This window comes from Amycolatopsis orientalis DSM 43388 (assembly GCF_000411975.1).
GTDB classification, from domain to species: Bacteria; Actinomycetota; Actinomycetes; order Mycobacteriales; family Pseudonocardiaceae; genus Amycolatopsis; species Amycolatopsis orientalis_D.
The window spans coordinates 83,095-97,802 of sequence record NZ_ASXG01000079.1 but is presented as its reverse complement, the minus strand read 5'-3'; the positions used below and the strand labels follow the sequence as shown (position 1 = coordinate 97,802).

At 71.2% G+C, this 14,708-nt stretch carries 11 protein-coding genes; 3 read left to right on the top strand and 8 right to left on the bottom strand.

Going from position 1 to position 14,708, the window contains the following annotated elements:
- Window positions 1-34 precede the first annotated feature (34 nt).
- The 5 genes from L942_RS16060 to L942_RS16040 form a co-directional block, all read right to left on the bottom strand.
- Window positions 35-1,699: a glycoside hydrolase family 13 protein gene (locus L942_RS16060; RefSeq protein ID WP_037360902.1), complete on the bottom strand. Its 1,665-nt coding sequence runs from the start codon at window positions 1,697-1,699 to the stop codon at window positions 35-37.
- A 44-nt stretch (window positions 1,700-1,743) separates the two neighbouring features.
- Window positions 1,744-2,640, bottom strand: coding sequence for a carbohydrate ABC transporter permease (locus L942_RS16055; RefSeq protein ID WP_235079172.1), 897 nt, complete (start codon window positions 2,638-2,640; stop codon window positions 1,744-1,746).
- Window positions 2,637-3,617 carry a carbohydrate ABC transporter permease gene (locus L942_RS16050; RefSeq protein ID WP_037360900.1) on the bottom strand — a complete coding sequence of 327 codons (981 nt, stop codon included), beginning with the start codon at window positions 3,615-3,617 and terminating at the stop codon, window positions 2,637-2,639. The genes L942_RS16055 and L942_RS16050 overlap by 4 nt, the downstream gene beginning before the upstream one ends.
- Before the next feature lie 33 nt (window positions 3,618-3,650).
- Window positions 3,651-4,928 (bottom strand): ABC transporter substrate-binding protein, encoded by a 1,278-nt coding sequence (locus L942_RS16045; RefSeq protein WP_200862827.1) that lies wholly within the window; start codon window positions 4,926-4,928, stop codon window positions 3,651-3,653.
- A 113-nt stretch (window positions 4,929-5,041) separates the two neighbouring features.
- Window positions 5,042-6,142 carry an ABC transporter ATP-binding protein gene (locus tag L942_RS16040; RefSeq protein WP_037360898.1) on the bottom strand — a complete coding sequence of 367 codons (1,101 nt, stop codon included), beginning with the start codon at window positions 6,140-6,142 and terminating at the stop codon, window positions 5,042-5,044.
- 396 nt (window positions 6,143-6,538) lie between these two features.
- Here L942_RS16040 and L942_RS16035 point away from each other — a divergent pair, with 396 nt between their 5' ends.
- Window positions 6,539-7,570: a LacI family DNA-binding transcriptional regulator gene (locus L942_RS16035; RefSeq protein WP_037360897.1), complete on the top strand. Its 1,032-nt coding sequence runs from the start codon at window positions 6,539-6,541 to the stop codon at window positions 7,568-7,570.
- Between the two features lie 25 nt (window positions 7,571-7,595).
- Here the strand turns inward: L942_RS16035 and L942_RS16030 are convergent, their stop codons facing one another.
- Window positions 7,596-8,165, bottom strand: a complete 570-nt coding sequence (locus tag L942_RS16030; RefSeq protein ID WP_051166011.1) for a TetR/AcrR family transcriptional regulator — start codon at window positions 8,163-8,165, stop codon at window positions 7,596-7,598.
- 37 nt (window positions 8,166-8,202) lie between these two features.
- Here L942_RS16030 and L942_RS16025 point away from each other — a divergent pair, with 37 nt between their 5' ends.
- Window positions 8,203-9,030: an MBL fold metallo-hydrolase gene (locus L942_RS16025; protein WP_037360894.1), complete on the top strand. Its 828-nt coding sequence runs from the start codon at window positions 8,203-8,205 to the stop codon at window positions 9,028-9,030.
- Window positions 9,031-9,059: 29 nt separating this feature from the next.
- Here L942_RS16025 and L942_RS16020 read toward each other — a convergent pair whose 3' ends face one another.
- Together L942_RS16020 and L942_RS16015 are read right to left on the bottom strand one after the other, a co-directional pair.
- Complete coding sequence (locus L942_RS16020; RefSeq protein ID WP_037360892.1) at window positions 9,060-10,751, bottom strand: AMP-binding protein; 1,692 nt, start codon at window positions 10,749-10,751, stop codon at window positions 9,060-9,062.
- A gap of 14 nt (window positions 10,752-10,765) precedes the next feature.
- Window positions 10,766-13,951 (bottom strand): acetyl-CoA carboxylase family protein, encoded by a 3,186-nt coding sequence (locus L942_RS16015; RefSeq protein ID WP_037360891.1) that lies wholly within the window; start codon window positions 13,949-13,951, stop codon window positions 10,766-10,768.
- A gap of 80 nt (window positions 13,952-14,031) precedes the next feature.
- Here L942_RS16015 and L942_RS16010 point away from each other — a divergent pair, with 80 nt between their 5' ends.
- A complete protein-coding gene (locus L942_RS16010; protein ID WP_037360888.1) occupies window positions 14,032-14,667 on the top strand; it encodes a TetR/AcrR family transcriptional regulator in 636 nt (211 codons plus the stop codon).
- Window positions 14,668-14,708: the final 41 nt, after the last annotated feature.

The following is a 14,708-nucleotide window of genomic DNA, read 5'->3' as shown; positions in this document are numbered from 1 at the left end:
GCAGGCTCAAGTCACCCGGCGAGAGCGGACCCGGTCACGGACGCCGGAGCCAGGCCGCCGTCTCCCCCGGCAGTCGCCCGGCTTCCGGTTCCCGGCTGGCCAGCTCGATCGCGCCCCACTCCGCGGGCGGGGCGAACGGTTCCGCGCCGAAAACGACCACGCACGCGACGTCGCCGCGGCGAAAGGCGAGCACGTCGGCCCGGTCCGGGAGGTCCAGCCAGACGATCGCGTCGTCGCCCGGGTCGAACAGGGCTTTCCGGGCGCGCAGGGCTTCCCGGTACAACGTGTGCGTGGACGACGGGTCGCCCAGCTGGTCTGCCACGGCGTAGTCGGCGAACCAGTCCGGTTGCGGCAGCCAGGGCTTCGCGGTGGCGTCCGCCGGGGAGAAGCCGAAGCTGCCGGGTTCGGAAGTCCAGGGCAGCGGCACCCGGCAGCCGTCGCGGCCCGGGTCGACCCGGCCGGAGCGGCGCCAGGTCGGGTCCTGCCGGGCGTCGTCGGGCAGGTCGAGCACCTCGGGCAGCCCGATTTCCTCGCCCTGGTACAGGAATTGCGCGCCGGGCAGCGCCAGCAGCAGCAGGGCGGCGGCCCGGGCCCGGCGGACGCCGCGCGCGACGTCGGTCTCTCCGCGCGGCCGCGACCGGGCCACTTGCGGGTCGATCCCCTCCGGGACCTCGGCGAGCCGGGTGACGGCGTAGCGGGACACCGCGCGGTGCACGTCGTGGTTGCTCAGCGTCCAGGTGATGGTCGCGCCCGTCGCGCCGATCTCGGCGAACGCCCGGTCGATCGACGCCCGGAAGTTCCCCGCGTCCCAGTTCTGCAGCAGCAGGTCGAAGAAGAACGCCTGCGGCAGCTCGTCCGCGCGCAAGTAGGCCGCCAAGGCCGTCACGGTAGGCACCCAGACCTCGCCGACCAGGGTGATGTCGCGCTCCGGGCCGTAGGAGTCCGCGATCGCCCGCCAGCTGCGGTAGACGTCGTGGACCTCCGGCTGGTCGAACCCGTGTTCGTTGAAGTGGCCCCCGGACCAGTCCGGCAGCTCGGGATGCTTGTAGAGCCCGTGCGCGACGTCGATCCGGAACCCGTCGACGCCCCGGTCGAACCAGAACCGCAGCACCTTCTCGAACATCGCCGGCACCTCGGGATCGCGCCAGTTGAAATCGGGCTGCGCGGCGTCGAAGAAGTGCAGGTACCACTGCCCGGGGCGGCCGTCCGCGTCCGTGGTCCGCGTCCAGGCCGGGCCGCCGAACATCGACTGCCAGTTGTTCGGCGGCAGTTCGCCGTCGGCGCCGCGGCCGTCGCGGAAGACGAACCGCGACCGCTCCGGCGAACCGGGAGCGGCCGCCAGCGCGGCCTGGAACCACGGGTGCTGGTCGGAACAGTGGTTCGGCACCAGGTCCATCAGGACCTTGATGCCGCGCGCCCGGGCGTCGGCGACGAGCGCGTCGAAGGCGGCGAGGTCGCCGTAGTCCGGCTCGATGCCGGTGTAGTCGGCGACGTCGTAGCCGTGGTCCGCCTGCGGCGAGGGGTAGCACGGGTTCAGCCAGATCCCGTCCACGCCCAGGTCGGCCAGGTAGTCCAGTTTGGACCGGAGACCGGCCAGGTCCCCGATGCCGTCGCCGTTCCCGTCGGCGAAACTGCGCACGTAGACCTGATAGACGACCGCACTGCGCCACCACTGCGCGGCGGGCTGCTGGGGAGTCACGTCGAAATTCCTTTGCTGTCGGTGATTAGGTTCGGCCGGGCCGGTCACTTGATCGCGCCCGCGGTCAGGCCGGAGATGATCCGGCGCTGGAACGCCAGCACGAGCGCGACGAGAGGGATGGTCACCACCGCACCGGCGGCCATCACGGCGGTGTAGGGCTCCTGGTGCGGCAGCGTTCCGGTGAAGTTCGCGATCGCCACCGTGACGGGCGCGACGTCCGGGTTCCCGTTCGCCAGCAGGCTGGAGAGCAGGTACTCGTTCCAGCTCGAGATGAACACGAGGATCGCGGTCGTGAACAGGGCCGGCGCCGCGAGCGGCAGGATGACCAGCCGGAACGCCTGCGCCGCGGTGCAGCCGTCGATCCGGGCGGCCTGTTCGAGCTCCCACGGCATCTCGGCGAAGAAGCTGGTCAGGATCCACACCGCCAGCGGCAGCGCGAACGAGATCTCCGGCAGGATCAGCGCCGGGTAGGTGCCGAGCCAGTGGATGCCGGTGAACAGCTGGAACAGCGGCGTCACCAGCGCCACGCCGGGGAACATCGAAGCGCCGAGCACGACGCCGAGGACCAGGAACTTGCCGCGGACGTGCAGCCGGGCCAGCGCATACGCGGCCAGGCCGCCGAGCACCATGGCCAGCACGGTCACCGCGATCCCGATGACCATGCTGTTGAGCAGCGCCTGCCCGAAGTGGTTGCCCCGGGAGGTGTCGAACACGGTGCGGAAATTGTCGAAGCTGACGTGGGCGGGCCACGGCGTGGTGTCGAAGGTGTACCCGACGTCCCGGAAGGCGGTGACCACCATCCAGTAGAACGGGCCGAGGCACCACAGCGCGATCGCCGCGATCCCCGCGTAGAGCCCGAGTTTCCGCCATGTCCGTCGCGGTCGCCGGCGCGCCGGTCGCGCGAGCGGCGAGGAGAGGTGCGTCGCCGTCGTCATGGTCATTTCACCGCCTGCTGCTGCGTCCGGATCACGTTGAGGTTGAACAGCTTCACCAGCGCGAACGCGACGCCGAAGATGAGCAGGAAGGTGATCGTGGACAGTGCCGAGGCACCGCCGTAGCCCTGCTGGATCTGCTGGATGACCAGGATCGACAACGTGGTGGTGGCGTGTCCGGTACCGCCCCCGCCGTGCGTGAGGATCGCCGGCAGGTCATAGATCCGCAGCACGTCCAGCACCCGGAAGAGCACCGCGACGAGCAGCGCCGGGCGCACCAGCGGCATCGTGATCGTGCGGAAACGCTGCCACGCGCTCGCCCCGTCCACCCGCGCCGCTTCGTAGAGCTCGCCCGGGATCACCTGCAGGCCGGCCAGCACCAGCAGCGCGACGAACGGCGCGGTCTTCCAGACGTCGCCGATGATCACCGCGAACCGCGAGGCCCATTCCCCGTCGGTCCAGAGGATGTGCGTGCCCAGCAGCCGGTTGACGACGCCGTCGTAGGCGAACATGAAAAACCACAGCTTCGCGGTCACCGCGGTCGGAATCGCCCACGGGACCAGGACGCTGGCCCGCAGCAGGCCGCGGCCGCGGAAGGACCGGTTCATCACCAGCGCCATCAGCGTCCCGAAGACCACCTCCAGCGCGACGGTGGCGACAGTGAAGAACGCGGTGACGCCGATCGAGCCCCAGAACTCGCTGCCGAGGGTGCCCGGCGGGCAGGACGCCTTCCCGCAGGTCTGGGTCAGCCAGTGCGTGTAGTTGCTCAGCCCGGCGAATCCGCCGCCCTTGGTGAAGAAGCCGTTCTGCAGCGACTGGTCCTGGTGGAACGAGGTCACCAGGGCCGAGACGACCGGGTACCCGATCACCACGGCGAGCGTCAGCAGCGTAGGGGCGATCAGCAGGATCGCCGTCCTCCCCGGTCGCGGGGCGATTCTCCGGCGGCCGGCGCGGGGCGCCGCCGGTGATTCAGCGAGTGCGGTCATCGTCGTTCCTGTCTGGCGAAGGGAGGGCACGGCTCAGCCGTTGACCGACGAGGCGATGGCCGCCTGCATGTCTTTCAGGGCCTGGTCCACGCTCTTGTCGCCCTTGATGGCCGCGTACGAGTTCTCCTCGATCGCCTTGGTCACCGCGGGGTAGAAGGGCGTCACCGGCCGGCTCTTGGCCGTCGCCAGGCTGTCGCCGAGGGTCTTGAGATACCCGAGCTTCGGGTCGGCCAGCAGCGCCGGGTCGCGGTACAGAGCCGTCAGGACCGGGGCGTTCGACTGCACCTGCAGGTACTCCCGCTGGATCGGGTCGCTCTCGAGGAACTTGACGAAGTCGAGTGCGGTGGCCTTGTGCGCGGAGTACACGCTGATCCCGAGGCTGTGGCCGCCGAGCGTGCTCGCGCCGGTGCCGTCCGGCCCGGGTTCGGGCGCCACCGCGAACTTTCCCTTCACCGTGGACGAGGCGTCGGCCGCAGCGAGGTTGTACACATAGGACCAGTTGCGCAGGAACAGCAGCTTGCCGTCTTCGAAGGCCTGGCGGCCCTGTTCCTCTTGATAGGTGATGGCCTCTTGCGGGATGACGCCCTTCTGGTAGCCGTCGGCGAGGAAGGACAGCCCCTTCTTGGCCGCCGGGGTGTCCACGTCGGGCGTCTTCCCGTCGGCTTTGACGATCTGGCCGCCCGCCGCGTTGATCGCCTCGGACGCGTTCACCGTCAGCCCCTCGTACTTGGCGTACTGCCCGGCGTAGCAGCCCATGCGGTGGGCCTTGGCGACCGCGCAGTCCGCCGCCAGCTCGTCCCAGGTCTTCGGCGGATTCGGCACCAAATCCTTGCGGTAGTACAGCATTCCGCCGTCGGACGTCTGCGGAGCGGCGTAGAGCTTGCCCTGGTAGGTCGCTGCTTTCACCGCTTCCTTGAGCAACGGCTTCGAGTCGATCGCCATCGCGCCCTCCAGCGGCTGCAGCCAGCCTTGCGCGGCGAACTCGGCAGTCCAGACCACGTCGACGCTGGAGACGTCGTAGCCCGCGTCCTGCGCCTTGAAGTGCTGCACCAGATCGTCGTGCTGCTGGTCGGGATTGTCGCTCTGCTCCTTGAGCGTGACCTTCTGGTCCGGATGCGCCGCGTTCCACTTGACGACCATGTTCTTCACGTCGCCGGTGTTGTCCTTGCCCTGGACGTACGTGATCGGCCCGCGATCGGACAGGTGCTGGGCGGCGGGGTCGTCGGAGCCGCCCGAGCCGCACGCGGTGAGCACGAGCATCGCCGCGGCGGCGACCGCCCCGGCGGCCGGCCGATATGCCTTCAGATTCACCGATTTCTCCTTCATCGCAGAATTCCGGTCGCCGCACGCGCATCGAGGGACGGCGGCGGGCAAGTGGGGGCGGCCGGGGCAGCGGGCGGGACACGCCGCCCCGGCCGGGCCGGTCAGGCGGGCAAGCGCCCGCCGGTCGTGCTGGAAAAGACATGCGCCGCACCGGGCCGGATCCGCACCCGCAACCGCTGTCCCCGGTGCGCGCCGGTGCGCGGATCGATCCGCACGACGACATCGGCGGTCGCGAACTCCGCTCCGGGCCCTTCGAGCGAGCCGTAGACGAACGCGTCCGCCCCCAGTTCCTCCACCACGTTCACCGTGACCGCGAAACCCTCTTCCGCAGCGGGCACCGGCTGCAGCGACTCGGGCCGGAAGCCCACGGTGACAGTGCCGGTCTCCCCCGCCGCAGCCACCGCCGCCCGGCTCAGCGGCACCCGCACGTCCCCGGCCACCGCCGCCCCGTCCCGGACCGGCACCTCGGTCAGCAGGTTCATCGCGGGAGAGCCGATGAATCCGGCCGTGAACGCGTTCGCCGGCTCCTCGTACAGCTTCCGCGGCGTGTCGCACTGCTGCAGCACCCCGTCGCGCAGCACCGCGACCCGGTCGCCCATCGTCATCGCCTCGACCTGATCGTGCGTCACGTACACCGTCGTGATGCCGAGTTTCCGTTGCAGCGCCGCGATCTGGGTGCGCGTCGACACGCGCAGCTTCGCGTCCAGATTGGACAGCGGCTCGTCCATGAGGAACACCTGCGGCTCCCGCACGATGGCCCGCCCCATCGCCACGCGCTGCCGCTGCCCGCCCGAGAGCGCCTTGGGTTTGCGGCCGAGGTATGCAGTCAGGTCCAGCAGCCGGGCGGCCTCCTCGACCCGCCGCCGGATCTCCGCGGCCGGACGGCCGGCGATCTTCAGCGCGAACCCCATGTTCTGCGCGACGGTCAGGTGCGGGTAGAGCGCGTAGTTCTGGAACACCATGGCGATGTCGCGGTCCTTCGGCTGCAGGCCGGTGACGTCGCGGCCGCCGATCCGGATCGCGCCGGCGTCGACGTCCTCCAGCCCGGCCAGCATCCGCAGCGACGTCGATTTCCCGCACCCGGACGGGCCCACCAGCACCAGGAACTTGCCGTCTTCGATGTCCAGCCCCAGCCGGTCCACGGCGGGCCGATCGGACCCCGGATACGCCCGGGTCGCGTGCTCGAAAGTCACCGCAGCCATGTGCTCTCGTCCTTCCGCCGGCCGGACTGGATCGATACAGCGCACAGGCGGTCCCGTCCGGTCCGGTTGTCGGGTTGTGTGCAGCGCCGGAGCGCTTCGATGAGGTTTCCACAAGGTTGCTAACTCGTGTTAGCACGAAGCAGTGTGTGGTCGCCGCCACAGCGTTGTCAAGTCTTGCTTCGTCGCGAGCTTCCCCCACGCGACTCGCCGAAGCGTCGCCGAAGGGCGGAAGCGCCGATCAGGAACCCTTGCCGTTAAAGGAATTACGGCAACATTTCCGCCTGACAGCTCCGGTGCGCCAGCCGGGGGCGGCGCTGAATTTTCCGCTGCGCCCGCCAGTTGAGAGGAGTACGCTTTCCGGCATCAGCTAACTCGATATAGCAGGAGACCCGCCTCATGGCCAACCGCCGCCCGACGCAGGCCGACGTCGCACGCCGGGCCGGGGTGTCGCGGACGACGGCGTCGTTCGTCCTCACCGGACGCGCCGACATGCGGATTTCCTCCGACGCCCAGCAGCGGGTCCTGCGCGCCGCCCAGGACCTCGGCTACCGGCCCAACCTCGCCGCGCGCAGCCTGCGCACCAACGTCACCGGCACCATCGCGCTGGTGTCCGACGTGATCGCGACGTCGCAGTTCGCCGGCGAGGTCATCCAGGGCGCGATGCACGCCGCACTGGCCCGCGACCACCTGGTCTTCACCGTGGAAACGCTGCGCGACCCGGAACTGGAGACCCGGCTCATCGAGCGCATGAAAGACCAGCAGGTCGACGGGTTCCTCTACGCGCTGATGGGCACCGACGAGATCGAATTGCCCGCCGCGTTGCGCGACACCAACGTCGTGCTGGTCAACTGCACCGCCGCGAACGCCGATCTCCCCGCGGTCATGCCGGACGAGGTGAACGCCGGCCGGACCGCGGGCCTGGCGGTGCTCGACGCCGGAATCCGCGACGAGGTCTACGTGATCGGCGGGCACCACCGCGTCGCCTCCCATCCGGACGGGGTCGTCGCCGGGAACCAGCGGATGGCCGGCATCGAGGCGGTGTTCCGCCAGGCCGGCGCGCGGCTGGCGGGAGTCGCCGAATGCGGTCCGTGGGTGCCCGACCAGGGCTTCGAGGCGGTCGACCGGCTCCTCGCCGAAGGCATCCGCCCGAACGCCCTCATCTGCAGCAACGACCGGCTCGCGCTCGGCGCCTACCAGGCGCTGGCGGGCTACGGACTGCGGATTCCCGAGGACGTCTCAGTGGTCTCCTTCGACGACTCCGAACTCGCCTCGTGGCTGCGCCCGCAACTCACCTCGGTCGCCCTGCCGCACTACCAATTCGGCCACCGCGCCGTCGAACTGCTGATCAGCGGGCAGCTCAGCCCCAGCATCTACCACCTTCCGATGCCGATCAGGATCCGCGGCTCGCTCGCCGGGCCGCGCCCGTGACCGTCCCCGCGAAGTTGGCCCGACGTCAACGGCCGTCATTCGGGTCAAGCAACGCGTACGCGGCCGAAGCGGCCTGCCGAAGCAGGCCCGCGTCAGAGCGTGCTCGGGCCACGATGTAGCCGCCCTGGACGACCGAGACCGCCATCGTCGCCATCTCCGCCGCTGAAAGGTCGGCTCGCACGGCACCGGCCTCCTGGGCGTCCCGAAGCGCGGACTCGAGCAGCTCGGCGACCTGGCGAAACGCGTCTCCGATGGGCTCGATCAAGCGCGGGTCGTCGAGCACCGCGCGGTCGTAGGCGAGACCGCCGATCTTGCATCCGGCGAGCGCGTCCCGTTCGGCCAGCAGGTACCGGCGCACTCGGACCAGACCGGGTTCCGGCCCGGCGAGCGCGGCCTCCGCGGCCTCGACGATCGCCCTGGCGTTCGCGGCGATCGCGGCCGCTCCGAGGTCGGTTTTCGCCGGGAAGTGGTGGTAGAAGCTGCCCTGGCCGACGCCGCTGGCCGCCATCACCTGACGGGGGCTCGTCGCGGTGTAGCCGAACTGCCAGATCAGCTCCGCGCCCGTCTCGATCAGTTTCGTCCGGCTGTCGCTCACGCGAGACACCATACCTACCTCTAGGTATGGTGGCGGCATGAGCGACCACATCAGTTCGGATCGGCACCGTTTCGCGATCGGCGCCGTCGGAGGGCCCACCGCGGTGATCGACTACGGCGGGCTCCGGTTCCTGACCGACCCGACGTTCGATCCGCCCGGCGACTACGGCGCCTACCGCAAGACCGAGGGCCCGGCGGTTTCGCCCGCCGCGCTGGGGACCGTGGACGCGGTCCTGCTCAGCCACGACCTCCACTGGGACAACTTCGACCGGGAGGGCCGGGTGTTCGCCCGGAACTGCCCGCTGATCGTCACCGGCGGGCAGAGCGCCGAACGCCTCGGGGCTCCGGCGATCGGGCTCGGCGATTTCGCTGTGCACCGGATGAGCCACGACGGCACGGAGATCCGAGTGCATGCGGTTCCGGCGCAGCACGGGCCCCTCGACGGCGAGCGCGACGACGCCGGCAACATCAACACCGAGGTCCACGGTTTCGTCCTCGAATCCGCCGGGCTGCCCACCGTGTACGTCAGCGGCGACAACGCGGGCATCGGGCCGGTCACGGCGATCGCGGCCGCGTTTCCCCGCATCGACATCGCGGTATTGCATGCCGGGGCCGCGCGGGTGCCGAGCAAGAACGCGGGGCGGGCGCTGACTCTCACCTCAGCGCGGGCCGCCGACGTCGCCGCGCTGCTCGACGCCGGCCGGGTCGTCGCGGTCCACCACGAGGGCTGGTCCATCTACAGCGAGAATTTCGCTGATCTGGAGCGCGAATTCTCCGACGCCGGGATCCGGTCTCGCCTGGTCGAGGCCGAGCCCGGCCGGTGGGCCCTCCGGCACGACGAAACCGGGCCGCGGGTCTCGGCCTGACCGAGGGCCGACACCCGACCGAGCGGGGTTCAGCGCTCGTCGGCCACGCGTTGAGCGCGGTCGGCGAGTTCGGTCTTGCGGATCTTGCCCGTCGCGGTCATCGGGAATTCGCCGACGACCTCCACCAGCGGCACTTTGTACGGCGCCATCGCGGTTTTCGCCCACGCGCGCAGGTCCGAGCCGGTCACCGAAGCGTCCGGGGCGAGGCTCACGAAGGCCACCGGCACCTGTCCGGTCTCCGGATGCGCGGCGGGCACGACCGCGGCCGTCCGGACCGCGGGGTGCCGGGCCAGCAGGAGTTCCACCTCGGCCGGGAACACGCTCATTCCCTTGACCTTGATCAAATCCTTGTCCCGCCCCAGATAGTGCAGGCAGCCGTTCTCGTCGAGGCGGCCGTTGTCGCCGGTGTGCAGCCAGCCGCCGGTCAGCTGCGCGGCCGTCGCGTCGGGGCGGTTCCAGTAGCCGGTCATCACCGACGGGCTGCGCACCACGATCTCGCCCGCTTCGCCGAGCGGCAGCGGGTCAAGGGTGCCGAAGCGGACCACGGCGACGTCGGTGCCGGGCATCGGGACACCGCAGAACACGGGTTCCGCCAGCAGGTCTTGGTCGCCTTCCGCCATGCCGTACGGCGTCGCGTCGAAGGTGTGCGTCTCGGTCATCCCGTACGCCGCTTCGCAGAGCACCGAATGCGCGCCGACAGCCTCGCGCCAGGCCGTGCGCACATCCTGGGTCAGCTTGCGCACGAACGAAACCGCCATCGGCATCCGGAGGCTGGACAGGTCCCGTTCCGCGAGATCGGGGCGCTCCAGCAGTTCCAGGTAGTTCTCCACGGTGCCGACCATCGACGTCACGCCGTGCTGTTCGATCGCCGTCAGCGCGGCTTCGGCGTCCCACCGGGTCATCAGCACCGACGTGCCGCCGAGCACGATCGGGTTCAGGATTCCCAGATCCTCGCCGGCGATCCAGAACACCGGCAGGTAGCACAACGGCACATACCCGGTTTCCACGGTGTGGCCGGTCGCCGCCACGGCCGTCGCGGCGGTGTAGAGCATGTGCCGCTGGGTGTGCTGGCAGCCCTTCGGCAGGCCGGTCGTGCCGCCGGTGTAGTTCAAGGCCGCGAGCGCGTCCAGGTCGGCCGGATGCTCCGGCGCGGGCGGATGCGCGGCGGCTTCCGCCCAGGGGGTAGCGGCGAAATCGGCGGGCAGCACCGGGGAACCGCCGGTCGCCGACAACTCCCCCAGCGCTGTCACGAGCACCCGGCGGACCTGCGTCGCCGGCAGCGCGGCTCGCACGACCGGCAGCACGGTGTCGACCGCGACCAGGACGGTCGCGCCGCTGTCGGCGAGTTCGTACTCGAGTTCGGCTTGCTGGAACATCGGGTTCACCGGCACGTGCACCGCGCCGAGCCACAGGATCGCGAGCATCGCCACGGTGAACTGCGGGCAGTTCGGCAGGTCCACCGCGACCCGGTCGCCCGGCCGCACGCCCGCCTCGGCCAGCCATCCGGCGACCCGGGCGACCAGATCGGCCAGCTCGCGATAGGTCAGCGTCCGGCCTTCGTAGACGATCGCGGACCGGTCGGGGCGCTCGCGCGCCCAGCGGTCGACGTGCCCGGGAAGGCTCAGCTCGCCGAGCGGCAGCACGACGTGGTCCGGGGTGTTCGCCGGCCGCACCCGGGCCTGGCGCGCGCGGACGTCGTCGAGGTAGGTCTCGAGGTCCATGTCGGGCTCCTTCGTCACCAGGTGTCGATGCGCTTGCGAGGGCCGGCCGGCCGCTCGCGCGGCAGCGTCCGGGTGATCCAGGCGCGGGTGTCGGCCGGGTCGATCACGTCGTCCATTTCGAACACCGTCGCCGCGGCCAGCGCTTTGCCGCGCCGGTAGCTTTCGGCGAGCAGCCGGTCGAACTCGCGTTGTTTCTCGGCGTGGTCGGAGATCGCGTCGAGTTCGCGGCGGTAGCCCAGCCGCACCGCGCCCTCCAGGCCCATCCCGCCGACCTCGCCGGTCGGCCACGCGACCATCGCTTCGGGCACCCGGAACCCGCCGCCCGCCATCGCCATCGCGCCGAGTCCGTACGCCTTGCGCAGCACCACTCCCACCATCGGCACGTCGAGATGCGCGCCCTCGACGAACATCCGGCCGAACCGGCGCACGGTCGCGGTCCGCTCGGCGTCCGGGCCGACCATGAACCCCGGCGTGTCCAAGAGCGAGACGACCGGGAGCCCGTGCGCGTCGCACAGCTGCAGGAACCGGGCGGCCTTGTCCGCCGCTTCGGCGTCGATCGCGCCGCCGAGATGCCGCGGGTTGTTGGCCAGCAGGCCCATCGGCCTGCCCTCGATGCGCACCAGCGCCGTGACGACGCCCGCCCCGAAGCCGCGGCGCAGCTCCAGCACCGAATCCTCGTCGGCCAGCAGGTCGATCGCGCGGCGCACGTCATAGACCCGGACCCGGTTTTCCGGGATCACGTGCCGCAACCGGCGCTGGTCCGCGACTGTCCATTCGCGACGATCGCCCTGGAAATACGAGAGGTAGCGCCTCGCCAGCTCCACCGCTTCGGCCTCGTCCGCGGCGACCAGGTCGAGCACGCCGTTGGGTTCCTGCACCGAAACCGGCCCGATCTCCTCCGGCCGGTACACGCCGAGCCCGCCGCCCTCGATCATCGCCGGGCCGCCCATGCCGATGTTCGCGTCCGCCGTCGCGATCACCACGTCGCACACTCCCAGCAGCGCCGCGTTGCCGGCGAAGCAGCGGCCGGCCGCGATGCCGACGGTCGGGACGAGCCCGTTGAGCCGGCCCATCGCGGCGAAGGTGCCGAGGTCGAGGCCGCCCGCGGTCACGACGTCGGTGTCTCCCGGCCGTCCGCCGCCGCCCTCGGCGAACAGGACGAGCGGAAGCCGTTGCCGCGCCGCCAGATCCAGCATCCGGTCGGTCTTCTCGTGGTTCATGAAACCCTGGGTGCCGGCGAGCACGGTGTAGTCGTAGGAGAGCACGACGCAGCGCGCGTCGGCGGCGTGCTCGGCGTTGACCGTGCCGATTCCCGCGACCAGACCGTCCGCCGGAGTCGCGGCGATCAGGTCCGCTTCGGTGCGGCGCTGGCGTTGCGCGGCGATCACGAGCGCGCCGTACTCCATGAAGCTGCCGTCGTCGCACAGGTCCGCGATGTTCTCCCGCGCGGTGCGGTGCCCGGTGCGCCGGCGCTTCGCCACGGCTTCCGGCCGTGCCTCGTCGAGACCGATCCGGTGCCGTTCCAGCACTTCTTCGAGGTCCGGCCGGATGTGCGCGGGGTCCGGTTCGGCCGGTCCGGTGCGCACGCCGTGCTGGTCGGCATCCGCGGTCAGCTCCACGAGCGGCTGCCCGGGACGGGCGAGATCCCCGACTCCGATGTGGACAGACCGCACCACGCCCGCGAACGGCGCGGCGAGCACGTGCTCCATTTTCATCGCTTCGAGCACCACGACCGGGTCGCCGGCCGCGACTCGGGCGCCCGGCTCGGCCACGGACACCACCGAACCGGCGAAGTCGGCCGCGATCCCGTCGCCGGCCGAGCCCTCCGGACGGTGTTCGGGCACCAGCTCGCGAAGGTGTTCGTCCACAAAGGACGTGGTCGCCGTTCCCCGCCGGACTTCGTCGCGGGACAACAGATTCCGGAGGAATTCCACGTTCGTGCCCGGTCCGTCGACCCGCACCTCCGCCAGCGCCGCACGGGCGGCGTCGATCGCCGCGGGCAGTTCCGCCGACGGAACGTGCGTGACGATTTTCGCCAGCAGCGAGTCGTACGCCGTGGTCGCGACCGCGCCGGCGTGCGCGGCGGTGTCCACCCGCACCCCCGGCCCGCCCGGCAGATCCAGGACCTCGATCCGCCCGGCCGTGGCGTGCGCGGCGCCGTCCGGCCGCAGCTCCTCCAGATTGACCCGGCACTGCACGGCCGTCCCGCGCGCGGGCGGGATTTCCTCCTGCGCGAGCCCGAGTTCGCCGAGCGTCGCGCCCGCCGCGATCCGCAGCTGGGCGACGACCAGGTCCAGTCCGGTGACCGCCTCGGTGACGGTGTGCTCGACCTGGATCCGCGGGTTCGCCTCCAGGAACGCGAACCGCGCGGGATCGTCCGCGTCGACCAGGAATTCGACGGTGCACAATCCGCGATAGGACAGCGCGGCGGTCATCTTCGTCGCCGCTTCGCGCAGGCGCGCCCGGCTCTCTTCGGGCACCGTGCGGGCGGGCGCGACCTCGACCACCTTCTGGTGGCGTCGCTGCAGGCTGCACTCCCGGTCCCAGACGTGGCTGACCGCCCCGGTGCCGTCGCCGACGATCTGCACCTCGATGTGCCGCGCCCGCGGCAGCAGCTCCTCCACGAAGACCGTGTCGTCGCCGAACGCGCGCAACGCCTCGGACCGGCACCGGTCGATCGCCGACGGCAGTTCCGCCGGGTCGACGACCCGCCGGATCCCGCGTCCTCCGCCGCCCGCGACGGCCTTGACCATTACCCCGCGCCCCGCGCCGAGGCTCGCGAGGAACGCGCCCGCCTCGGCCGCGTCGGAGGTCGAGCGGAGCACCGGCACGTCGAGCTTTTCCGCCAGCCGCCGTGCGTCCGCCTTGTCTCCGAACGTCCGCAGCACCGTCGCGTCCGGCCCGGCGAACCGGACCCCGCGCGCCGCGCACAGCTCCGCCAGCGCCGCGCTTTCGGACAGGAAGCCGTAGCCCGGGTGCAGCAGTTCGCAGCCGGTGCGTTCCGCCGCCGAGACCAGCTGGCCGGCGTCGAGATACGGCCGGTCCCCGGCGAGCACCACGACCTCGTCGGCCAGCCGGTGCACCGGCCCGTCGGGTTCCTCCGCGGCTTTCACCGCGACCGCCCGCCAGCCGAGAGCACGGGCGGCGCGCAGGACGCGAAGGGCGATCTCGCCGCGGTTGGCGATGAGGACGGAAGGCAAGGGCTGCTCCTTCGGGACGTCAGCTGCTGCCCCATCCTGCGTTGGCATTGACGCCAACGTCAATAGGTACGCTCGCGCCCATGGCATCCGGAACCTGGGCCGTGCGCGAGAAGCTCGACCGCGCCGACAGCGCGACCCGGCACGTGCTGCTGGCCGCCGCGCGCCGCGTCTTCGAAACGAAGGGCTTCGCGCTGACCACCGTCGCGGACATCACTCGCGAAGCGGGCGTCGGGCGCGCCACGTTCTACGTGTACTTCGCCGCCAAGGAGGAGGTCTTCGCGGTGCTGGCGCGCCAGGTGCGCGACCAGCTGGTGCGCGCGCAGGAGCTGACCGGGCTCGATCCGGACGACCCGTGGACGGTGGCCGCGGCGACCACCACCGCCTACCTCGACGCGTACGCGGAAAACCTGTCCTTCCTGACCGTTCTCGACCACCAGGCGATCGCGGACCCGGCGATGGCGGAACTGCGCGAGGAGATCCACGAGCTGCCCACGAAACGGGGCGGCCGCTACATCCGCCGGCTCGCCGAGCGGGGGCTGGCCGACCCGGCCGCAGACCCGGAAACGGTCTCGATCGGCGGCGGCGGGCTCGTCGCGGCCCTCGCCCCGGTGCTCGCCCGGCATCCCGAACGCCGGGAGCAGATCCTCGCCGATCTCACCCGGATGTACCTGCGGCTGCTCGGGCTGCCGCCGGAGAGGCCCGCCGACCAGCGCTGACCTCGCTCCGGCCGAGCCCGGCGCCGGCAGCGGGCCGCGGA